The organism is Acinetobacter sp. VT 511 (genome assembly GCF_001077515.1).
Lineage (GTDB): Bacteria > Pseudomonadota > Gammaproteobacteria > Pseudomonadales > Moraxellaceae > Acinetobacter > Acinetobacter schindleri.
Window position 1 is genome coordinate 44,623 of sequence record NZ_LFRE01000047.1, and the last position, 21,895, is coordinate 66,517.

Genomic DNA, 21,895 nt, shown 5'->3' on the forward strand with positions numbered 1-21,895 from the left:
AAGTTGCTGTATTTCACCAGAACAGTCATCCGGAGCTATTGAAAAGTTCTGGTATTCGAAGTACAACTGTATGTTCAATTCTGATCAATCCACTCAGTTTTGGACATCAATAACACTAAAAATAGGAGGGATGGAGATGTTATCAGTACATTTCAAAAAGCAAGTCTTCATTGACGCTCTTAAAGCCAATTCTAACCTTGTGGTGTTTCTAAGCACCACCTTTGCGCTGATGTTGACTTTAATCGTTCACTGCGTAATTCAAGGCAATTTAAAGCCAGAGTATTTAGCGTATGCGCTGATCGTCTCGGCTGCATTTTACCTATGGGTGGTCATTGACCAGAAATATCGCTAATCAACCTTGATGTTGAACCACATGGATGACTTCGCCACTCATCCATGTGGTAGAAGAAAAAGAAAAGTCCAATTCAAGTATTTCTCCTTCCAATCAGAATAAAAATAATCTAAAACAGCCCGTGTGCTGCGCCCCAAAGTAAAATTCCTGTTCCACCCAGCTCTGCCACAATTAACCCGATCATCGCCAAAGTCATCAATATGCCCGGTAACTGAACCTTGCCCAATTGATGCGGTTTTTTGAATTGGTTGGTGGTGTCTTTTAGCATGCCATGCAGAATATAAGCCCCAATTGAGAAGCTGAAAAAAGCCAGATTCAATACTACACAGATCAGATTTATAGTCTCTGAAAATTGAGAATAATAAGCCAATACCGCAAGAATTAGTGCTGCTGGTGCATACAGCAAGCTGCTACGATGGGCAATATCGACATAATAATGTGCCCGTGACTGGGCTGAATTGCGGATCTGCAGATATTTCCACACTCCTGTCAACATCCCTACCCATAAGAAAATTCCACTAAATAAAATTGCCAGTTTAACTGCCAGACTAAGCTCGATTAGCTGCATATCCTAATTCCATTATGTTCATTATTTTGACTTTTTAGTCATGTTTTAAAACCGCTCCTACCCGGAACAGGTGTAGATTAATTCTTGATAATGATCCCAAAAATATAGTGTAGCGCATGTCCGAATTTGAAACATTGACCATTAAGTGCAAGGATGGCTATCCATTGACAGCACGTTTTTACGCCACCAATGCAGCTAGCCGAAAAGCTTTACCTATACTAATCTGCCCGGCGACCGGAATTACAGCACAGTTCTATCACAGTTTTAATGTGTGGCTGCAGGCACAAGGTTATGATGTATTGTGTTTTGACTTTCGCGGTATTGGTCAGTCCTTAAATGGTCCTTTAAAAAAATCTAAAGCCAGTATCGTGCAATGGGGACAGTTAGATATTCCTGCAGCGATTGATGCTTTGAGAGATAAAACCAAAGCTGAACAAGTCATTCTGGTCGGTCATAGTGCTGGTGGGCAGTTACTCGGGATCGTACCGAACTATGACAAAGTAGCCAAAGTTATAGCTGTATCTGGCTCAACCGGTCATGTGAAAGGCTTAAAAGGTCGAACCAAACTACTCGCTCCTGTGATGTTTGATGTAATTTTTCCACTGTCACGTTTTACACTGGGTTATGGACCGACCAGCAAGATTGGTATGGGGGAAAACCTGCCTAAAGATGTGGCTAAACAATGGGCACAGTTCTGTAGCAAGCCGGGTTATGTGATCAATGCGATTGGTAAAAAAATTTCGCCATCACATGATTATCATGACCAGATCACCTGCCCTGTGACTGCAATCTGGTCATCGGATGATGAAATTGCCACTGAAGCCAATGTAAAAGATTTATTGCGTTTATACCCGAACGCAAAAACCCAGATGATTGAGCTCAAACCTAAAAGTTATGCACATAAGGCCATTGGTCATATGTTGATGTTTAAACGTAGCCATCAGAATTTATGGCCTGTGATTGAACAGGAAATGGCTTCAATCTAATACTTTTTCAACTTGTTGATTTATACCATCAGGCCTGTAACCCGACCTGATGGTTTTTATTTATGCCCTGTTGCTTACGTTGGTGTTTTTGCGCATACATGCGTAAATCGGCACACTCTAATAATGTCTCAATTTCTACACCATCTTCAGGATAAACTGCCAGTCCGATACTTAAACCAATCTGTAAGCTCATTTCTTCAAAATTAAAAACTGCATCACAGGCTTGAGAAATATCTTGCATCGTTAATAGTGCCTGATTTCGGTCAGTATTCATGTCTAAAATAAGTGCAAACTCATCCCCACCCAGCCGAGCTATGACAACCTCATCGTCTAGTATTGCTTTTAGTCGTGTTGCAATTTCTTTTAATGCTGCATCTCCTACTCGATGCCCATACTGATCATTAATCGATTTCAGTCTATCCATATCCAGCATACAAACGTTTAGTGATTGCTGTTGCTGTTCCGCCAAGCTCATGCGTTGCCGTAGACAATCTAAAAATAATGCCCGATTGGCAAGTCCGGTTAGGCTGTCTTGAGTTGCCATTTTATATAATACTTGTGCATCAAATTTGGTGGCATGATACATCGCTGCGGCAAATGTTTCGGACATCAAGTTTAATAATTTTAAATCACGAAGTTTAAATGCTGCAACTTGATCAGAATAGATTTTAAGTACACCGACCACTTCATTGGCATGAATTAAAGGCACGACTGCCATAGAGCGTAGGCCGACTCGATGACAGGCTTGACGATCTACCCGTGGATCATTTTCACAATATAAAATACGGTTTTCTGCGATACATAAGCCGGACAAGCTATTCTCTCTTGCAAGGCGTAAACCCAATAAATGTGCTGCCCCGCCCGACACTGCGCGATAGACCATATCTTCGCCTTCATCCAATTCCACCACAGCACCTTGAGCACCAGTAATCTGTTGAATTTTATCTGCAATCAGTGTCATGACTGCATTCAGATCATGGTCTAGTTTTATAATTTCTGTTTGGGTATGAATGACGGATAAAAGCTGTTCTTACGTTGGCATCAATGCGCTTTAAGATTGAAAAATAGCCGCTATTCTAAGAACTCGGTCAGGCTTTTTATAGCAAACTTTTGATGTTATTGTTTAATTTAAAAGCAATTCTTTTTATTTAAATTTTAGAAATATGATCTCTCTCAACCTTTTGATTGAAATTGATACGGCTCAGTATCCGAACCTTTGCTGGCAGAGAATGTAAAAAGCATTTTCAATATTAAGCTAAAGTATTTAAATTGAATTTTATAGTTTGAACAAACTTAAATTAAAATGATGTTCCTACATTGAATCATTTTAAACAGTTGATGTTTCATTATCTTTTACTGGAGATTTATGTTTTAATGCTTACAGTATGAGATGAGCCTCTTACAGTATGTGCCTTAGATGTGCATACGACTAGCCCCTAACCATGGGGCTTTTTCATGTCTGTATGATTTTGAAGTCGTATTAAAATTTAACCGAAAAATGCAATGATACTCTGAATCACCACAGCATTCACAATATCAATAAAAAATGCACCACACAGCGGCACGATTAAAAAGGCTTTATGTGATGGACCATAGCTATTGGTTACTGCCTGAATATTTGCAATTGCGGTCGGTGTTGCCCCCATACCAAAACCACACTGCCCTGCCACCAATACCGCTGCATCGTAATTTTTCCCCATGATTCTAAAGGTCACAATTGCAGTAAATAGGATCAATACTGCTGTCTGCACCAATAAAATCGTAATAAGCGGGCCTGCCAGATCGGCCAACAACCAGAGTTGTAGTGACAGTAAAGCCATAGATAAATATAAGGATAATGAGGCATTCCCAAATACATCAATGGCGCGATCAAAGATATCGACTTTTAGCACATGCTCCAGGATGTTACGTACAATCACCCCTGTCCCTAAAGCCCAAACAAAGGTTGGCAGTTCAAACCACCTCCCCTGACTGATTTCTGTCATCTGATTGGCAACAAAAATACATAGGGCGAACATCCCCAAAGTTGATACCGCATTACTGGCTGTAATGAGTCGGGTCTTCTTTGGATATTCAAAGGGTGCCGTGTTAATGTTAGCATCGAGTTGCTGTTCATTGGTTTCCTGCGCCACTGTTTCAGCCAGTTGATTACGTTTAATCAGGTATTTGGCAACCGGACCACCCACAAGTCCGCCAATAATCAAACCAAAAGTAGCACTTGCCATACCGAGGACAATCGCCCCCTGAATGCCATGTTGAGTTTCCAGAACTTCACCCCAAGCACCGGCAGTACCATGTCCACCCGTTAAAGTAATCGAGCCGACAATTAGTCCGATTAATGGATCAAGTCCTAGTGCTGTCGCTAAACTCATACCAACCGCATTTTGTACGACTACAAATAGAATGACACAGACCAGAAAGATCAAGAGTGATTTTCCGCCTTCTTTGAGCTTTAAAAAGTCTGCACTTAAACCAACGGAGGTGAAGAACATCAGCATCAGGATGGTTTGAATCTCTGAATTAAATGTGGCACTGATATTAAAAAATTTATAGAGAATAAAAGCTGTAATCGCTGCGACTAAACCGCCGATCACGGGTTCAGGTAAATTATAATTTCTAAAGAAGCCAATTTTACTAACCAGATACCGCCCAATAAAAAGAAAAAATACTGCAATCACCAAGGTGCCAAAGGCATCGATCTCATAATTCATAACATTCCCTATTGGCTTTATTTTTATACAGTTTTAGGAAAACAGTATGAAAAATCAATTTTAGAAATGTTATGCAAGTTACTGTTTCTAGTAATTGTTTAATTTATAACCTGAATGGATTCAATTAATGCGGTGCAATATCATAGACCCAGTTGCGCGCTTGCTGGTCTGTGATACTTTCACAGACATAATAATCGTGATCCCAAGCATCTTGATGGAAGATTTCTTTTTTATGGTAAGTCACCTGTTTACCATTTTCGACACAGATAAAACTGTCGCCTTGGTCTTTCACTTGGGTTGCGTTTAGGAAGCCACCGATACAGAGAAAGCGGGATTATTTGGGCATGTATCTACATCAATAATTGAAGATATTAATATTATAATTTAATTCTTAACATGATAAACGTTTAAAAGAGAATCATTTGGCACTTCCATTTTTATATAAACCCCATTCTTTAAGAAGCCTATTAATGTATTTTTACCTCCGCCCCTAAAAAGAATATCAACATTATTAATTCTAGTATAATTTATTTTATTTCCCCCCATACTCTTCATTAATATCAACTGTGCAAAATCATTTTTAATATAAATACTAGTTTTCATGACTCTCACATTAGTTTTTTCCATTGAAAAGTTAACTATTTTTTCAATTACATTATATTGACCACCCATTAAAAATGGTATGATCAAAAAAGCCCCCATAAGAATAGATAAAGCATTTTTTCTTTCTCTAAGTTTATTTTTGAGAATTTTTTCATAAGCATTTTCAATACTAGAATTATTATTCAATATTTTAGATAAATATTTATATTCTAGAGAGATATTATAGATCAATATATAAAAGATATATAAATAAATACATACAATTATATAGTATAAAAATTCAGCAGATTCAAGACTAAAGGAAACAACTAAAAAAATAAAAAATGATATTAGACAAATAAGAAAACTAGTAAATTTATCAAATTTAGGAATAATTAATTTAATATCTCCAGCTACTTTCCTGCTAATAATATTTTTAACTATTTTAGGTGATTTTTTATAAATTAGAAAAAATACATCAAATATTAATTTTCCTTGAATCCATAGTAATAAAAAGATTACGCAACATATCATACCAATTACTATAGATAGCATAAACAATAGCAATCCATCGCCAATTGCAAACTCATTTGGTAAATAACTTATAAGTAAAAGATAATATATTAAACTCAATCCCCCTATACCTGCCCCAAACTTTATTAAATTAAGAAATAAATTGGTTAATTTTGTAAAATTTTCTATTAATAATAAATGCAATGGATTCATAATTTAAACTTTAGATTTATAAAAAAATAAGGGCTGATAAATCAGCCCTTATTCTAAACTACTTTTTGATCAATTAAGCCAATTGAGCAGCAGCAATTTTCTTGGTATCGATGTCTTTAGCAGCATCTGTATACTCGCTCATCTTGTCGAAGTTCAAGTATTGGTAGATGTCAGCAGACATACTGTCGATTTGAGCAGCGTACTGTTGGTATTCTTCTGGAGAAGGTAATTTACCCAATACAGCAGCAACAGAAGCAAGCTCAGCAGATGCCAGGTAAACGTTCGCACCTTGACCTAGACGGTTCGGGAAGTTACGAGTAGAAGTCGATACACAAGTAGTGTTTGGAGCTACACGTGCTTGGTTACCCATACATAATGAACAGCCTGGCATTTCTGTACGAGCGCCCGCTTTACCATAAGTATTGTAGAAACCTTCTTCCATCAATTGGTGTTCGTCCATACGAGTTGGAGGAGCCAACCATAGACGAGTAGATAAAGAACCACCAGGTACTTTGTCTAGAAGTTTACCAGCTGCACGGAAGTGACCGATGTTAGTCATACAAGAACCGATGAATACTTCATCAATTTTTACGCCTTGAACGTCAGAAAGAAGTTTCGCATCATCTGGGTCGTTCGGGCAGCAAAGAACTGGTTCTGTGATTGTAGAAAGGTCGATTTCATACACTTTAGTGTATTCAGCATCAGCATCAGCTTTAAGAAGTGATGGATTAGCTAACCATTTTTCCATGTTCTCAACACGGCGCGCCATAGTACGAGCATCGCCATAGCCTTGTGAAATCATCCACTTCAGCATAGTGATGTTAGAACGTAGGTATTCAGCAACTTTCTCTTCAGAAAGCGTGATCGCACAACCAGCAGCAGAACGTTCAGCAGAAGCATCAGAAAGTTCGAATGCTTGCTCAACAGTCAGGTCAGTTTCCATTTCTGTCAGGTCGATCTCAAGGATACGGCCAGAGAAAATGTTTTTCTTACCTTTCTTCTCTACAGTCAGGTCACCTTCTTGGATCGCTACGTAAGGAATTGCATGTACTAGATCACGTAGAGTGATACCAGGCTGCATTTTACCTTTGAACTTCACAAGAACAGACTCTGGCATATCAAGTGGCATAACACCAGTTGCTGCAGCGAATGCTACAAGACCAGAACCCGCTGGGAATGAAATACCGATTGGGAAACGAGTATGTGAGTCACCACCAGTACCAACAGTATCTGGAAGAAGCATACGGTTTAACCAAGAGTGGATAATACCGTCACCTGGACGTAAAGAAACACCACCACGGTTCATGATGAAGTCAGGAAGCGTGTGTTGCATTTGAACGTCAACTGGTTTTGGATACGCAGCTGTGTGACAGAAAGATTGCATTACCAGGTCAGCAGAGAAGCCTAGGCAAGCCAAGTCTTTCAATTCGTCACGAGTCATAGGACCAGTTGTATCTTGAGAACCAACTGTAGTCATACGTGGTTCACAGTAAGTACCTGGACGGATACCTTGACCTTCAGGAAGACCACAAGCGCGACCAACCATCTTCTGAGCAAGGGTGAAGCCTTTGCCAGTGTCAGCAGGTTGTACTGGAGTACGGAACAGAGTTGAAGGCTCAAGACCAAGCTCTTCACGTGCTTTAGTTGTCAAACCACGACCAATGATCAGGTTAATACGACCGCCCGCACGAACTTCGTCTAGAAGTACCGGAGTTTTCAGTTCAGCTTCAGCGATTTGAGCACCGTCTTTGAACGCAGTTACTTTAGCAGCAGCTTTGTCGATCTTCAGGGTGATTTCATCGCCCATGTTCATGTTTGCTACATCGATTTCAACTGGTAACGCACCAGCATCTTCCATCGTGTTGAAGAAAATCGGAGCAATTTTAGAACCTAAGCAGTAACCGCCTTCTTTCTTGTTCGGAATGTGCGGAATTTCGTCACCGAAGAACCAAAGCACAGAGTTAGTTGCAGATTTACGAGAAGAACCTGTACCAACAACGTCACCTACGTAAGCAACCTGGTTGCCTTTCGCGATCAGTTCTTTGATCTGGTTTAATGGACCAACTTCACCAGGAACTTCTGGGTTGATGCCATCACGTACGTTTTTCAACATTGCATTTGCGTGCAATGGAATGTCTGGACGGCTCCAAGCGTCTTGTGCTGGAGACAGGTCATCAGTATTCGTTTCGCCAGTTACTTTGAAAACTGTCAGTTTGATTTCTTCAGGAACGTCTTTACGGTTTGTGAACCATTCAGCGTCAGCCCAAGATTGAAGAACTGCTTTCGCATTTGCATTGCCTGCACGTGCTTTGTCGGCAACGTCATGGAACGCATCAAATACAAGAAGAGTTTTCTTCAACGCTTCTGCAGCAAGTTCACCTAGTGCAGCGTCGTCTAAAAGTTCTACTAAAGGAGCAACGTTATAACCACCAAGCATAGTGCCCAGTAAGTAAACCGCACGTTCTTTAGAAACTAGTGGAGAAGTCGCTTCGCCTTTTGCCAATGCAGCTAAGAACGCAGCTTTTACGTATGCAGCTTGGTCAACACCTGCAGGAACACGGTTTTCAAGCAAGTCAACTAGGTATGCTTCTTCACCCGCTGGTGGATTTTTTAATAATTCAACTAATGCAGCAGTTTGAGCATCGTCAAGTGGCTTCGGTGGGACTCCGAGTGCAGCACGTTCTTCAACGTGTTGGCGGTAAGCTTCTAGCACGGTTTATTCCTCTTTTTTAAAAAATTATCTGTGAATTCCTACTTTATAAAGCTTCACAAATAATATGGACTCTCAAATTTTACTAAAATTCCAGTTAAAAGTTAATGCAAGTAAAGTGTTTCTTTGTGATGCTCATTATTTTGTAAATAAATGATGTGCATAATGATTATTTGATAATCAAAAATCTGTTTTCTTGCATAAATTAAGCTCCAATTGAGCACTTTTAGCTGAATTTCACTTATAAAAAAGGCAACACGAATGTTGCCTGAGTTATAAGAAAAAAGATACTCCACCTTAGTGTACTGTGCTTGTGCTCAAATATTGGTTAAATGCATCACGACAGCCTTCAAATTTAAGTACACACTGGTCTTCGTAGGTGCCGTTATGATTATTACTGGCAAAGGAAATATGCACCAGATAGAGTTTTTTATTTTGATCAAGAATACGTTTTAAACTGACTTTATCACCAACGCTCAGCACGTAGTTTCCACCACCAATGATCGCCATGCCCTGTTCATCTTCGAGCAACAGATCTGCATGATGTAAATATCCCACAACGTTCATAATGTTGCTCCTTTCTAATTATTTTGGAGATATTTTCATTATTCGATATTTAGATAAGTATTGCTATATTTTAGATTTAGAATTTGTCACAAATTGTACAAAGGGCTTAGGCTATTTTTATAAGAAATCAGCAGTCAGATAAATAACTTCTTCATGCTTGCATAAAATAATTTGAATATGGCAAAGCTATAAAAAACCGTTCCTTAGAACGGTTTATAATCTGGCAATTCGTCATGCGGTGTCGCAATACATTTTTCAGTATATTCGGCACGGATTTTTTCACGCGATTCTTTCACATCTTTGGTGATTTCATCCAATGGCATTTTATAGACGTCATCAATAATGGTCATGACGAAGGCTTTGGTGGTTTCATCTTCAACCTTGCTGGCATGTTCAACAGCTTTTTCTTTCTCAATGCCATTTTGACGGTCCAGCATGATACTGCGTGCAGCATTGCCCACACTACGACAATAACCTTGCCACTGCTCTTCAGGGGTGAGTGGTTTCTTTTCAGCACAGCCAGCCAAAGCCACCAAAACAGATAAAGCAAATAACTTTTTCATGAACTTCTCCTTACGCAGGGCAATATAAAAGATCACAGCGCATTTGTCATTTAATTTGCCAAGTCCGGCTGCAACAAAAAAGCCCTCTACAGGGCTTTGTTGTCAAAATGATTTAACCACAGCTGGACTGAACAATTTTTCCAGTTTTTGGATCTACGGTGACCGTAACACGGTCTTCACGGAAATCCATAGTTACTGCTTGTCCCGGTTGTATCATACGCACAATTTTAGCTTTGGTTTTGGCTTTGATTTGCGCTTCACTCAGACCAGACTGACCGATCAGACTATGTGCTGCTTCAGACAGGCAGATGTCCTGATTGCTACGATACAATGCCCACTCCTCTACCACTTTACCATCTGGCAGATGGCAATAGGCCACCTGACCATCCACTTCATTATGGATATCAAGCTTCCCACCTTGATCCACACAATAAGCACTGGCAGGATTCGGCATGCCAATACGCGGTGTTTCTTCTGGTTGCTGTGCTGCACATCCTGTTAATAGGGCGATCAACATGCCCAGATACATGATTCTTTTCATTGGCGATCTTCTTCTAAAGGACCATTCCGACTTAATTTAACATAGTCATACTCAAGAAAGTTTATCTAAATGTATGTAAATCAATGCTGAAGCTACTATCAGCGATAAATCATGATGCTTTTATATTGCCCTGCTGCAATTAAGCCACAAGAATACTTAGTAATCTGGTTTGAGTGATATGCAGGTTTAAGCTAAAATTTGCTTGAATTTTAAACTTTTCTGCGGCTATGCAAGATCCCCAATTCTCGCTCAAGGAATATCTCTCTACCGTGCAGGAGGTGGTTAAACTAACTTTCGATACACCGGTATGGGTCAAGGCAGAGATACGCAACCTGAATATCAAGGCAGGTCATTACTATCTGGAACTGGCAGAAAAAGATCCAGACAATGATCAGGTGATTGCCAGTTGCCGTGCCACCATCTGGAAATTTGCTGCACAGAAAATTGTGACCCCATTTGAACGGGAAACCGGGATTGAGTTAAGTCGTGATTTAAATGTTCTGATTAAGGTCAAAGCCAGTTTTGATCCGCAATATGGCTTTTCCCTGAATATTGTTGAAATGGATTCCAGTTATACCCTCGGTGATATCGCCAGACGTTATCAGGAAATCCTACAACGACTCACGGCAGAAGGTTTGATTGAACGCAACCGGCAATTACCGACACCATTCGACCTAAACCGGGTTCTGGTGATTGCTCCTGAAAATGCTGCTGGTTTAGGGGATTTTAAAAAGGATGCAGATGCACTAGCGGATGCACAGGTATGTGAGTTTGTTTATCACTCGGCGACTTTTCAGGGAAATACTGCACCGCAAAGTATTCGCCAGAGCCTGGCACAAGGGCTGAAACAGTGGGCAGAAGATTACACAAGGGCGCCTGATTTAATCGTGATTATCCGCGGTGGTGGTGCGGTCAATGATCTGGCCTACCTGAATGATTATGAACTGGCTGCCCTACTGTGTAAGCGTAGTGTGCCAATCTGGGTTGGTATTGGTCATGAAAAAGACAGAACCATTCTAGATGAAATTGCACATCGCTCCTTTGATACCCCGAGTAAAGTCATCGCTGGGATTCGCAATCATATTGTGGAGCGTGTGCAGGATGTCATTACCAATCTGCAAATTATTCAGCGTAGTTCCCGGCAGCAGATTCAGGCCTATCAAAACCAGAATGATCAATTGATGACATTGATTCAAAGTATTGCCAATGCCAAAGTCTCGGATGCTTTCAAAGAAGTTACTCAATTGAAATCTAATATCAGCAATTTGGCCCGCCAGCAAACCCGAATTGCACAACAACAGATTGAAGCCTTGTTACGTGAAACGCTGATCCAGAATCCGAAAACAGTACTTTCCAAAGGCTATGCCATCGTCCGTCAACAAGGTCATGCTGTGCGTTCCGTCCATGAACTTGAAAGTGAGGTTCAGGTCGAAATGCAAGATGGAACTTTTGTAGCCAATATCACACAGGTAAATCTACATGAATAATGACAATACTTTAAGCTTTAAAGAAGGCTATGAAATTCTGAAACGGAATGCGGAATTATTGGATGCCCAGCAGGAACCGGATATTGATAATCTAATGAAGATTGTTGAGGAATCCATGGCAGCCTATAAAGCCTGTAAAACACGTGTCGATGCAGTACAGCAAGCATTAGATGACACTTTTAAGGAATAAACTTTAAGTTTAATCTCCTGTTATTTTTATGTCTTAGAGCAAGTAATAAAGTTTAAAATAGAACTTAGGCTATTTTTCTAATATAAAAAGCCTTCATGAAGAAGGCTTTTTTAGATGAGAAGATTCTATTTTTGTTCTCTCAAGGGATTTTCAGGCTCTGCATTGGGTTTTTTCTCAGGCTTAACATTCTTGTAAGAAGCCTGATTGCCTTTATCATCGTTGGATTCTTTATGTGGCGTAACATCTTTATCTGATTGCTCTGATAGATTGGTCATATGTGTTCCTTTACTCAATATGCTTAACCCATAGATATGACAGATTGGAACCCAACATCAAGGCTAGAAATGTTATACATCTTTATCATTTTAAAAAGACAAGAGTTGCTTCAACTCCACAATTAAAAAAAAGCCCTCACTTGAAGGGCTTTTTTTCTTTTAGAAACGCCAGTTATAGAACAAGTCGATGGCTCGTTCGAGAGACTGACTCGCTTCCAGATATAGACGCTGATTCATCTGATAACGCAAGGTCAGTTTATTCACTGGGGTAAAGACGCCTACACCATAGCGAATATACAGATCTGGCGTAATATAACCAGTGACTGATACCTGGGTATCATCGCCTGTGCCCTGTGCATCCAATGCCAGACCGCTCAAACCGAAAGTACGACCAATCTGATTGGTCAATGCCCGTGTACCACCTAGACCCAAACTGATCCCCGCAGCGGCAATCGTGTTATTAACATCAGACCTGAAACTCTCAGACTGGCTTAATGCTGAACTACCTTCATTGATCCGGCCGGTAATCAAGGCATTTAATGCTTCCTGTTCTGATAAGCCGGCATCGTTATACACCTGAATAGCAGGACTTGAGGCTGTACCGGTAACACGTACACCTACGACACTACCTTGTACAGATTTATTGGCATCAATATCCAGGGTCGGATTAGACAATGGACCGTTAAAACGGGCAATGGCACGGTTCAGATCCAGACTTTGACCATACGCCTCGATTTTTACCCGCTGGGACACACCAATCGCACCATTGGCACGCATCGCTGTTTCCAAACCACGTTGAGACAGGTTAACACGTCCAATCAATGGAATACGGCTATCAAAGCCCTGGAAGATCACCTGATTACCCAGTGACACTGCAACATCAGCACGAATATCCCATGGACGTGCTGATCTTAGAATTGCCAGCTGATCCTGACCTTCCTGTACGACACGGACATCTGAAGAAATATTAACGACCGGTTTAGACGCTTCCGGCATGGAAATCAAAGCACGTGGAACTTCTATTGAACCATTCAGGCTGAGTTTCTTGTTAAATGGATAAAAGTCCAAAGCCAAATCTGGGGTAACGACAGCTGTAATCAGTGGTGCCTGGCGTATCAGCAGATTTTCACCTTTGAGACGTAACTGAACACGTGGATCGTTTTTCCAGTCCACCGAACCAGTCAAGCGGCCTACACCGCGACCACTGTTAAATGCACCATTAATTGTCGCAGAATCCTGACGTACAGATGAATACAGTTGCACATTGGTCAGATTCACTGGCAGAGAAATCATACTGATCGCCCCATCTTTTACGCGAATCTCACCGTTTAATAATGGCTGGGTTAATGTACCGCCAATCTTGCCAGCATAAGACAAGGTGCCTTCCAGTGTACGCACATCCTGAATAAATGGCTTGAATACTTTCAGCTGTACTTCGTTAAAAGCGACTTCGCCACGCATCGGTTTACTGTCACGATATGGATCAATAATGACATTGGCATATCCCGTTCCAATATCCGGTGTCTTCACATCCAGACGAATTTGCAAGCCATCTGCAACACTTTTCGCGACCAATCCAACTTCATCATATTTCAGGGTCTGACCCAGATATTGCGGATCTTCAGCGGCTAGCCCCACCACACCATTTCGGGTGACAAGTCGGGCATCAATCTTCGGTTTCGCACCTTGCGCCCATGTTGCACGCGCGTAGCCATTGACCTTACCGGTAATTGCCAGCCCTTCAGGCATGAACGCACTGAAATCATTCAGATCTAGGTTCTGGGTCTGGAATGAAACGCTACCACGTGTCTTGTTGACACGTATTGGCCGGTCAAAGCACAACTGACTTTGCTGGCTCATCCAGCAATGCGCACCGACAAACAGATCTGACTGTGCTGTGTTATAGATTACAGAAGCATTCTGACGCTGTACCAGACGCGTACGCAGAGAATCGAAATCACCATTTTGGATCTGCCCCAGCCAATTGTTTTGTGCATTAAAACCACCGGCCAACTGTACATAAAACTTGGTCAGTTTGTTTTCTGCCTGAACTTTTAAGATATGCGCTGCACGTGTCCCAGCTAGAGATATTTCACCGCGGGTAATCTGACGATTACCACTACGCAGGTTATCCATGGTTGCGGTGAGCAGGGTTGGTGTGCTTTGTGAAGTCGGCAACTGGCCTTGTACCCGGATTTTCTGCACGCTAAACAGATTATTAAAGGCAAAATCATCGACTGCAAGGTTGGTTGAAGCACGCAAACGTGGCTGCGCCTGCATATTGATATAACCATATGCACGACCACGCAGTCCTGGATATAACTCATAGAGCGCTGGCGCATTCACCTTGAGTTGAAGATTCTGTGCATTACCGGTTGCCTGAATCTGGTTACTGGCATAAGACAGGAACAGATTATTGGCTTCAAACTGCTGTGGTACAAATCCGCTCTGTTTGTTATCAATAATCATCGACAGATTACCTCTACCACGTACCGGCTTGTTATTCAGCATTCCGGCAAGATTAAGACGTTCAATCTGAATACGTTTCAACGCATCTGACCATACGCCACGGGTTTTCACATTTCCCGATAGCTCACCTTTGACACTGGACGCAAAATATTGTGGCTTAAAGCGAACCAGTGAAGCATTGATATCCCAGCCAAAACCATTCGCCAGATTCACCAGACCACTGGCATTGATCTTGCCCGCAATACCATCATGCCTGAATTCATTGATTTTCAATAATTCAGGTGTACCGGATACCTTGAATTTGAGTAGACCTTTACTTGCAGCGAACTGGCTGGCATTTAAATTGCCATCATAATTTACTGCATAGCCCTTGAAGCCACCGCCCCGTTTTTCATCATGGAATAACAATGCTGCCGTACTGCTACCGGTCAGTCGCACTGTTTCATTTTGACCAGTAAGGCGTCCTGTCAGATCGATCGCTTTTAAGTTGATAATCTGCTGATTTGGCTTGGCATAACCACTCGCTGTAACGCGACCATTGAGGCGATCGACTGGTGATGCTGCTGCCAGTGCCTGCGTATTCAGATCTTTGGCATTTAGCACAGCACTCCATTTTAACTGGCGTTTTTTATCCGGCAGTTCTACTACGGCGTTACCGGTGAGGCCACCACTTTGCGCAGCATAACTAAAGCTTGGCACTTTGAGAATGTTATTCTTCAGATTCAGTTTCGCCTGATACATACCCCTTGGCAGTATACCCTGCTCATGGGCAGCCACCTGCGTTGCCACAAAGATGTCCTGCTGACCTTCAGTTAGCGCCAGATTTACATCTCCGGATTCGCTCTTTAACCAGCCTACATAAGGCACTGCACGGTCGATATTCTTCCATGCCACATTCATCAGCATCGGCTGGGCTTTTTTATTTTTCGCTTCGTTCTGATCCAGCTTGATGTTCCAGGTTTCATAACGATCGAAATCAACCAGCGCTGTCAGGTGTAAACCTTTTTCCAATGTCCCTTTAGAAGCGATATTTCCATCCAGACTTGGTGGCAGAAAGTCCTGCACGACCTGTGGAATCACTTTATCTTTAGGGTTAAGACGATTCACACGGCCAGACACATCCCAGGTCACCTGATCATGCCAGCCGACCATACCTGCCAGACTGACTGCACCTTTCATTAATTGTCCATTAAAGTCAGTAATATTCAGCTGATTGACCAGATCGGTATGCATCATGGCATTATACTGGCCTTCCGGAATATCCTTGCCGCTCAGGTCTGTATTGAGATTAATATTCAGTTTTTTGATATCGCCATTAAATTCCGCCATACCATCTTTGGAGAATAGTTTCTGATCTTCCAATATTGGCCAGTGATACTGCTCAAATTTAAGTTTACCAAACATCGGCACATGTGAATTCATCGGATGAATCACGGCCCAGCCAGTCAGCAAGTCTGGCGTATAGGTGGCAACACCGGCTTCAATAGTTTCTAAGGTGCCTCGGGCTGCTATACGAATATCACGAATATTCAGGCTATTATTTAATGATGGAATATTCAGTACGCCAGTCGCATTCAGTGGATATTTACCATGGAAGTCCATATCACCTGTGGCATCATAAACATACAGATAGCCCATATTCATGCGCGAATTTTCGAAGGTCAGCTTGGTTCCCGACCAGAGTCCCTCATTAATCACCACATCATAAAAATCAACTGAAGAGCTATGTGTTTTAATCAGCAGGTGATCCAGATCCAGATGATCGACCCGCAATACAAATGGCAAACGAATATCATTATAAGAAAACGGCTTATCACTTGGCGGATTCTTGCTAATGACCTGCATATTGCGCATATCTGCATTATTTAAATGAATTTCCCGTTTAAGAATTGCCCGCCAGCCTAAAATGACATCGGCACGGTCAATTTTGACATCAACCGATTTGAGCGTCACCAGCACATTGCGCACAATAATGCCACGCCACAGATTACCGCCTTCATATTCATAATGAATAATCTGCTGACGTTGCAGTACCTGATCCAGTAAAAACTTGCTGCCACGATCCGTCGAGAACATGATCGCCAGTGCCGCGAGTAAAAACAGAATAGAAAACAGCACCGACAGTAAGATGCTTCTTAAAATACGGCGCTTTTTAGGTAAAGGCGTATTTTCCGGCTCTGCTTCTTGTGGTTGCTGGTTCTCGACCATGTTCTTCCCAAATATCTAAAATTTTTAATCAGTTTGTTTTATAGCTGTGAGCCAATAAAGAAGTGCACGCGGATTGGATGGTTATCATCCGAAATGCCTGAGGCCACATCAATACGAATCGGACCAATTGGCGATGCCCAACGCACGCCGAGACCTACCCCATATTCAGTCGGATTACTAAAGTCCTTGTCATAGGCATTTCCGGCATCTGCAAATACTGCCGCACGCCAGCCTTCCCTGAATTGATAATTATATTCCAAGGAACCAATGGCCAGGGCCTGTCCACCTACTTTAAAGCCATCGATTTCTGGTGACAGACTCTTATAGTCAAAACCACGAATACTTTGGTCACCGCCGGTGAAATATCTTAAGTTATACGGTACTTTGGTAAAATCTTCAGTAAAAATATAGCCTGCATCGGCACGACCGACAAACTGATGATCAGCATTTTCACCCAGTGAATAGATAAAGCGCCAGCCAGCATTGGCAATCGCCATATCAGCATCGGACAACAGCGCCTCACTCCCCAGTTCAATCTTATAGGTCTGTCTAAAGCCTTTGGTTGGGTTTACCCGACGGTCACTGGTAGTACGAGCAACTTCATAACCGAATAATAAAGACTCTTGAGTTTCTGCAGTACTGACCAGGAATGCATCCGGAATATCATCCGCATTCACAGTACCATCCTGAGTCAATTGATCCAAACGGTAACGTACGCCATAAGTATGCTGCCAGCTTCCTCGTGGATTTTTAATATAACGATCAGCACCAATTACGGCAGATTCGATCAATAGTCCATCACCTTGTGCAACATCATCACGTTCTTCACGCTCATAACCACCGACAATACTGATGTAATCATTGAGCGGGTGTTTATATGGAATATTATAGCGACCATCAATAGACTGACGGATTCCTGAAAGCTCCAGGTTGGCATCAAAAGAATGTCCACGCTTGTTAACGATGGCACGGCGGTACTGACCTCGTAGACGTGTCCCGGTATCGGTTCCATAACCTAGACCGACTTCAGCGCTGTTTTTCTTGTCAGCATTCAAAGTCACAATCACCGGAATCTCTTTCTCTTCACGTGCTTGGGCTTTTAAACGTTCCTGCTCATTGGCCTTGGTTTCCTGCGCAGTACGCATGGCGCGTACATCTGGGTTTTCTTCCTCACGGCTACCAGCAAACTGGCTTTCATCAACCACGTTCTGGGTAACTTCCCTGGAAGAAGCCTCGGCTTTTTTCTCCTGGGCCAAAACCCCTTCAGAGATTTTTTGCTGATCGACCAGCAATTGCAGATCAGGCGCCAGTTCAAGTTCCGCTTCGACTGGGTCCGGTTTCACCGCATCAACCAGGGTATAGTTAAAATATCGTGAGTTGGTCAGGTTATTGGCTAGTGTGTTTACCCGCCAGAAACGGTAATCGGCACCATCTTCCCAAGGCACCAGACTTTGCAAGATATCTGGATCTAGCGGGAATTCCTCATCCGGATCACTCATCCGGAAGGTCACCGGTCCGAGTTTATAAGGATCGCCAGTTTCATAACGCAGATTTACTTCTGCCGTATTCTGTGGCTGTGCGACCTTGACATCATGCAGCCGCCAGTGCGCATCGAAGTAGCCGTTATTACTCGCCGCTTCGACTATACGCTCCTTGGTTTTTTCATATTCACCATGATTAAACACATCACCCACTTCCTGATCTGGCAATACACTAATCACCTGGAACTGTGGTTGCTCAGCGCCAGCACCGGTAAATTCTAGATTCTGGCTTTGAATAATGACTGGCTCATTCGGAGTCACATGCACCCTAACACGTGATTCAGAAAGTTTTTCAAAACGGAATTCGGTATTATAGAAGCCAACTGCCTGAGCAGCCTGGTTAGACAGACTACGCAATTGTGGCAATGCGGATGGGAAATCGCTAAAGGATTCCTGAGTGAAACTCGATAGTTTATTTTCAATATTCTCTGCCAGGTTTTCATAGGCCTGTATACGTGCAGCCGAACTTAATCCATTGCTCGTTTGAGTACTGCTTTCATCATTATGTATAACCACGTCTGCATCAATCCGCGGCACACTAGCTGTCATGATCTGGCGTGGCGGACGAATTTTATAAAAGAGTCGTTTAAAAATATTCGGTTTCTTGTCATCTGCCGGCGTAAGTTGTTGCGGAGGAATTTCCGGCAAGGTACTGCCTGTTTCATTCGCCTGCACAATGATCTGGCTGTCAGATTGGATACTTTGCATCAGCTGATCAACATTGACTGGTGCCTGATTGATTTCTACCAGTTCCTGCTGGCTGATATCGGCAACTACGGTTTCTGTCTGCTGGGTCTGGCGATAGCTTTGTGCTTCCTGCTTGGCTTGCTCAGCCACGCGGTAAATTTCATCCGCCATTGCCTGATCGATCGGTTGAACCGGTAATTCTTCTAGGTTTTCAAACTCGATCGGCTTAAATACATCCAGCTGTGCGCCTTGCTGTTCCTGCTGTTGCAGCATTTCCAGGCTGTCTATTTCATTTTCTGGCTGCAAAGCCTGTTCAATTTTCTCGGCAGCTTCTTCTTCGGAATTAGCTACCCCCTGTTGCACCGCCTGCTTAGACAGTTCATCAATCATTTCTGCCTGCGAAACTGCCACGGGCGTTTCCGTTTCTGGAGTTTGTGCCATGCCATGTTGGGCCAACATCATCAAGAAAATACTCATGCACAAGCGACTGCCTGTAGGTGCAGATATGAGTGGACTCATGCTCTGACTCAGTACCGTTTCTTTAAATTTTATTTTTGCAGGCATAGCAAACTCTAAACAAATACATTCTTTAATTGATTATTTGACCGAAAAATATAAGCTAAGAAACTTGAATCTATAGGATTTTGCCATTTCCGTGGTCAAAGGTATCTTACATGATTTTTCAAGATGTTCACGCATCACTGACATTTCTTAATAAATCTTAATGTAGCACGTCCAATATGAACAATAACGAACATTTGTTAGGCTCTCGTCGCTTTTTACCCATGTTTTTGACGCAATTCTTCGGGGCGTTAAATGATAATGTATTTAAACAGGCATTATTACTGGTCATTACCTATGGATGGATTCAGCAAAGTGCGGGCATTAGCACCTTAAATAATCTTGCTGCATTACTCTTTATTTTGCCTTATTTTATTTTTTCTGCGACTGCCGGACAAATTGCCGATAAATATGAACGTTCCCAATTGATTCGTTATTTAAAGATCCTGGAAATCGTGGTGATGATTCTCGGTACTATCGGTTTCCTGATGGGTAATCTATGGATTCTACTGTTTGCGCTGTTCTTAATGGGAACGCAATCGACTTTCTTTGGTCCGATTAAATATGCAATTTTGCCAGAAGTGCTGAAGAAAGAGGAATTGATGTCAGGTAATGCACTCTTTCAGTCTGGAACTTCCCTGGCGATCCTATTCGGTATGATTCTGGGGGGTGCGGTGATTGCAGCATCGGCTGGCAATTTACTCTGGATCAGCTTAACCGTAGTGGTTATTGCCATCCTCGGTTATTTATCAAGCCGCTTTATTTTAAAGCAAAGCATTCCTGCACCTGATATTCAAATTGACTGGAACTTTTTCCGTACCAGTTTTCAAACCCTGAAATATGCCAAAAGCCTGCCTTTGATCTTTCTGATTCTGCTTGGTAACTCCTGGTACTGGTTTTATGGCGCGACCTATTTAACCCAGATTCCACAACTGACCCTGCAGAACCTGCATGCTTCTGAAAATGTTGCAAGTTTACTGCTAACTTTCTTCTCGATCGGGATTGGCTTGGGATCTTATCTGTGCCGTAGATTAGGTGGGACTGAAGTTAATATTCGTATGGTGCCAATTGGTGCAGTTGGACTGACCGTCTTTGCTATTTATCTGGCTGTCAGCATGGCCTTTATACCTGAGCGTACTGGCGAATTGCTGGGTCTGGCAGATGTATTCCGTCAGGGCTGGAGCTATTACCATGTGATGTTTGCCGTGACCTTATTGGGTATCAGTGGTGGTTTTTATATTGTTCCGCTGTATGCCATGATGCAGGCACACTCTCCCCGCTCACATCGTGCACGGGTGGTTGCAGCAAATAACATTCTGAATGCAGTTTTCATGGTATCTTCTGCTATATTCTCGATTATTATTTTAAGTGTCTTAAAGTTTGATCTTAAAATACTTTTCTGTATTACAGCGGTCTTAAGCGGCATATTTACCTTATGGTTATTACTGCGCCTTAAACCGATGATCAACTCTGCACAAGCATCATTGGAGGATTAATGCATGCGTCAATTTACAGGTGTCGATAAGCTCATTCATTCTTTTGACCAGGCATTACGTAGTCTTGTCCCAGGTACGACTTCTGCACAGCGCACTAATCCTGCTGAAAATACTGATAGCCAACTGGCGGTTTCTGATGCTCGTCATGTTGCTGGTCTGATGCGGGTGAATCACAGTGGTGAAGTCTGTGCACAGGCGCTTTATCATGGTCAGGCGATGACCGCCAAACTGCCAAATGTCCGTCGTGAAATGGAACAGGCAGCAATTGAGGAACAGGATCATCTGGCCTGGTGTGAAGATCGTTTAAAAGAATTAGAGAGTCATACCAGCTTGCTGAATCCGGTTTGGTACGGTCTTTCTTTTGGTATGGGTGCCATTGCCGGAATTGCTGGCGACAAATACAGCCTTGGCTTTGTTGCTGAAACAGAACGTCAGGTCAGCCTGCATTTGCAACACCATATCAGCCAGTTACCACCGCATGATGAGCGTTCACGCCGTATTCTGGAACAGATGAATGAAGATGAATTGCATCATCGTGATACAGCATTAGCAGCGGGTGGTGTAGATCTGCCTTTACCGGTCAAAATTGCCATGACCGGCATTTCTAAATTAATGACCAAGACCAGTTATTATATTTAACAACTAAGCTAGAAAAGCCCACACTGATGTGGGCTT

The 21,895-nt window shown here is 42.3% G+C and carries 18 protein-coding genes; 6 read left to right on the plus strand and 12 right to left on the minus strand.

Translation table 11 applies throughout. From position 1 onward, the window contains the following. Positions 1–136: 136 nt before the first annotated feature. Entirely contained in the window at positions 137–352 is a 216-nt protein-coding gene (locus ACS72_RS03590) for a hypothetical protein (RefSeq protein WP_004893017.1), read from the plus strand. 109 nt (positions 353–461) lie between these two features. Here the strand turns inward: ACS72_RS03590 and ACS72_RS03595 are convergent, their stop codons facing one another. Next, on the minus strand, positions 462–920 hold the full coding sequence (locus ACS72_RS03595; protein ID WP_048881249.1) for a hypothetical protein: 459 nt from the start codon (positions 918–920) through the stop codon (positions 462–464). A 116-nt stretch (positions 921–1,036) separates the two neighbouring features. Between ACS72_RS03595 and ACS72_RS03600 the strand changes: the two genes are divergently transcribed. Continuing rightward, the gene (locus ACS72_RS03600) at positions 1,037–1,906 is read left to right on the plus strand and encodes an alpha/beta fold hydrolase (protein WP_048881250.1); all 870 of its coding nucleotides are present in this window, start codon (positions 1,037–1,039) and stop codon (positions 1,904–1,906) included. A gap of 28 nt (positions 1,907–1,934) precedes the next feature. Here ACS72_RS03600 and ACS72_RS03605 read toward each other — a convergent pair whose 3' ends face one another. The 8 genes from ACS72_RS03605 to ACS72_RS03640 all read right to left on the minus strand — a co-directional run bounded on the left by ACS72_RS03605 (position 1,935) and on the right by ACS72_RS03640 (position 10,306). Continuing rightward, entirely contained in the window at positions 1,935–2,918 is a 984-nt protein-coding gene (locus ACS72_RS03605) for a sensor domain-containing diguanylate cyclase (protein ID WP_228152956.1), read from the minus strand. 475 nt (positions 2,919–3,393) lie between these two features. After that, positions 3,394–4,617 carry a sodium/glutamate symporter gene (gene gltS, locus ACS72_RS03610; protein ID WP_048881251.1) on the minus strand — a complete coding sequence of 408 codons (1,224 nt, stop codon included), beginning with the start codon at positions 4,615–4,617 and terminating at the stop codon, positions 3,394–3,396. 124 nt (positions 4,618–4,741) lie between these two features. Continuing rightward, positions 4,742–4,936 carry a hypothetical protein gene (locus ACS72_RS03615; protein ID WP_228152957.1) on the minus strand — a complete coding sequence of 65 codons (195 nt, stop codon included), beginning with the start codon at positions 4,934–4,936 and terminating at the stop codon, positions 4,742–4,744. A 65-nt stretch (positions 4,937–5,001) separates the two neighbouring features. Further along, positions 5,002–5,925: a hypothetical protein gene (locus ACS72_RS03620; RefSeq protein ID WP_008304145.1), complete on the minus strand. Its 924-nt coding sequence runs from the start codon at positions 5,923–5,925 to the stop codon at positions 5,002–5,004. Between the two features lie 73 nt (positions 5,926–5,998). After that, the gene (locus ACS72_RS03625; protein ID WP_048881252.1) at positions 5,999–8,638 is read right to left on the minus strand and encodes a bifunctional aconitate hydratase 2/2-methylisocitrate dehydratase; all 2,640 of its coding nucleotides are present in this window, start codon (positions 8,636–8,638) and stop codon (positions 5,999–6,001) included. A 294-nt stretch (positions 8,639–8,932) separates the two neighbouring features. Beyond that, positions 8,933–9,202, minus strand: a complete 270-nt coding sequence (locus ACS72_RS03630; protein ID WP_005222398.1) for a hypothetical protein — start codon at positions 9,200–9,202, stop codon at positions 8,933–8,935. 203 nt (positions 9,203–9,405) lie between these two features. Continuing rightward, positions 9,406–9,765 carry a hypothetical protein gene (locus ACS72_RS03635; RefSeq protein ID WP_004892990.1) on the minus strand — a complete coding sequence of 120 codons (360 nt, stop codon included), beginning with the start codon at positions 9,763–9,765 and terminating at the stop codon, positions 9,406–9,408. A gap of 112 nt (positions 9,766–9,877) precedes the next feature. After that, positions 9,878–10,306 (minus strand): I78 family peptidase inhibitor, encoded by a 429-nt coding sequence (locus ACS72_RS03640; protein ID WP_048881253.1) that lies wholly within the window; start codon positions 10,304–10,306, stop codon positions 9,878–9,880. 227 nt (positions 10,307–10,533) lie between these two features. Here ACS72_RS03640 and xseA point away from each other — a divergent pair, with 227 nt between their 5' ends. Continuing rightward, positions 10,534–11,793 (plus strand): exodeoxyribonuclease VII large subunit, encoded by a 1,260-nt coding sequence (gene xseA / locus ACS72_RS03645; RefSeq protein WP_048881254.1) that lies wholly within the window; start codon positions 10,534–10,536, stop codon positions 11,791–11,793. Beyond that, positions 11,786–11,983: an exodeoxyribonuclease VII small subunit gene (gene xseB, locus ACS72_RS03650; protein ID WP_004892985.1), complete on the plus strand. Its 198-nt coding sequence runs from the start codon at positions 11,786–11,788 to the stop codon at positions 11,981–11,983. Before xseA ends, xseB begins: the two co-directional genes overlap by 8 nt. 125 nt (positions 11,984–12,108) lie before the next feature. Here the strand turns inward: xseB and ACS72_RS18135 are convergent, their stop codons facing one another. The 3 genes from ACS72_RS18135 to ACS72_RS03660 all read right to left on the minus strand — a co-directional run bounded on the left by ACS72_RS18135 (position 12,109) and on the right by ACS72_RS03660 (position 19,727). Further along, positions 12,109–12,258 (minus strand): hypothetical protein, encoded by a 150-nt coding sequence (locus tag ACS72_RS18135; RefSeq protein WP_004892982.1) that lies wholly within the window; start codon positions 12,256–12,258, stop codon positions 12,109–12,111. 159 nt (positions 12,259–12,417) lie between these two features. Beyond that, positions 12,418–16,935, minus strand: coding sequence for a translocation/assembly module TamB domain-containing protein (locus tag ACS72_RS03655; protein WP_048881255.1), 4,518 nt, complete (start codon positions 16,933–16,935; stop codon positions 12,418–12,420). A gap of 38 nt (positions 16,936–16,973) precedes the next feature. Continuing rightward, entirely contained in the window at positions 16,974–19,727 is a 2,754-nt protein-coding gene (locus ACS72_RS03660) for an autotransporter assembly complex family protein (protein WP_048881256.1), read from the minus strand. Between the two features lie 176 nt (positions 19,728–19,903). On the opposite strand from ACS72_RS03660, the gene ACS72_RS03665 reads away from it, so the two are divergent. Both ACS72_RS03665 and coq7 read left to right on the plus strand, forming a co-directional pair. Next, entirely contained in the window at positions 19,904–21,220 is a 1,317-nt protein-coding gene (locus ACS72_RS03665) for an MFS transporter (protein WP_004892970.1), read from the plus strand. A gap of 3 nt (positions 21,221–21,223) precedes the next feature. Beyond that, positions 21,224–21,859 carry a 2-polyprenyl-3-methyl-6-methoxy-1,4-benzoquinone monooxygenase gene (gene coq7 / locus ACS72_RS03670; protein WP_004815744.1) on the plus strand — a complete coding sequence of 212 codons (636 nt, stop codon included), beginning with the start codon at positions 21,224–21,226 and terminating at the stop codon, positions 21,857–21,859. The last annotated feature ends 36 nt before the right edge of the window (positions 21,860–21,895 follow it).

What these genes read in the sequence shown, in the direction of transcription:
- ACS72_RS03640 (WP_048881253.1), bottom strand. Translation starts at nt 10,306, where the DNA reads ATGAAAAGAATCATGTATCTGGGCATGTTGATCGCCCTATTAACAGGA.
- xseA (WP_048881254.1), top strand. Translation starts at nt 10,534, where the DNA reads ATGCAAGATCCCCAATTCTCGCTCAAGGAATATCTCTCTACCGTGCAG.
- ACS72_RS03635 (WP_004892990.1), bottom strand. Translation starts at nt 9,765, where the DNA reads ATGAAAAAGTTATTTGCTTTATCTGTTTTGGTGGCTTTGGCTGGCTGT.
- ACS72_RS03655 (WP_048881255.1), bottom strand. Translation starts at nt 16,935, where the DNA reads ATGGTCGAGAACCAGCAACCACAAGAAGCAGAGCCGGAAAATACGCCT.
- ACS72_RS03590 (WP_004893017.1), top strand. Translation starts at nt 137, where the DNA reads ATGTTATCAGTACATTTCAAAAAGCAAGTCTTCATTGACGCTCTTAAA.
- ACS72_RS18135 (WP_004892982.1), bottom strand. Translation starts at nt 12,258, where the DNA reads ATGACCAATCTATCAGAGCAATCAGATAAAGATGTTACGCCACATAAA.
- ACS72_RS03665 (WP_004892970.1), top strand. Translation starts at nt 19,904, where the DNA reads ATGAACAATAACGAACATTTGTTAGGCTCTCGTCGCTTTTTACCCATG.
- gltS (WP_048881251.1), bottom strand. Translation starts at nt 4,617, where the DNA reads ATGAATTATGAGATCGATGCCTTTGGCACCTTGGTGATTGCAGTATTT.
- ACS72_RS03600 (WP_048881250.1), top strand. Translation starts at nt 1,037, where the DNA reads ATGTCCGAATTTGAAACATTGACCATTAAGTGCAAGGATGGCTATCCA.
- ACS72_RS03620 (WP_008304145.1), bottom strand. Translation starts at nt 5,925, where the DNA reads ATGAATCCATTGCATTTATTATTAATAGAAAATTTTACAAAATTAACC.
- ACS72_RS03595 (WP_048881249.1), bottom strand. Translation starts at nt 920, where the DNA reads ATGCAGCTAATCGAGCTTAGTCTGGCAGTTAAACTGGCAATTTTATTT.
- coq7 (WP_004815744.1), top strand. Translation starts at nt 21,224, where the DNA reads ATGCGTCAATTTACAGGTGTCGATAAGCTCATTCATTCTTTTGACCAG.
- ACS72_RS03660 (WP_048881256.1), bottom strand. Translation starts at nt 19,727, where the DNA reads ATGCCTGCAAAAATAAAATTTAAAGAAACGGTACTGAGTCAGAGCATG.
- ACS72_RS03630 (WP_005222398.1), bottom strand. Translation starts at nt 9,202, where the DNA reads ATGAACGTTGTGGGATATTTACATCATGCAGATCTGTTGCTCGAAGAT.
- xseB (WP_004892985.1), top strand. Translation starts at nt 11,786, where the DNA reads ATGAATAATGACAATACTTTAAGCTTTAAAGAAGGCTATGAAATTCTG.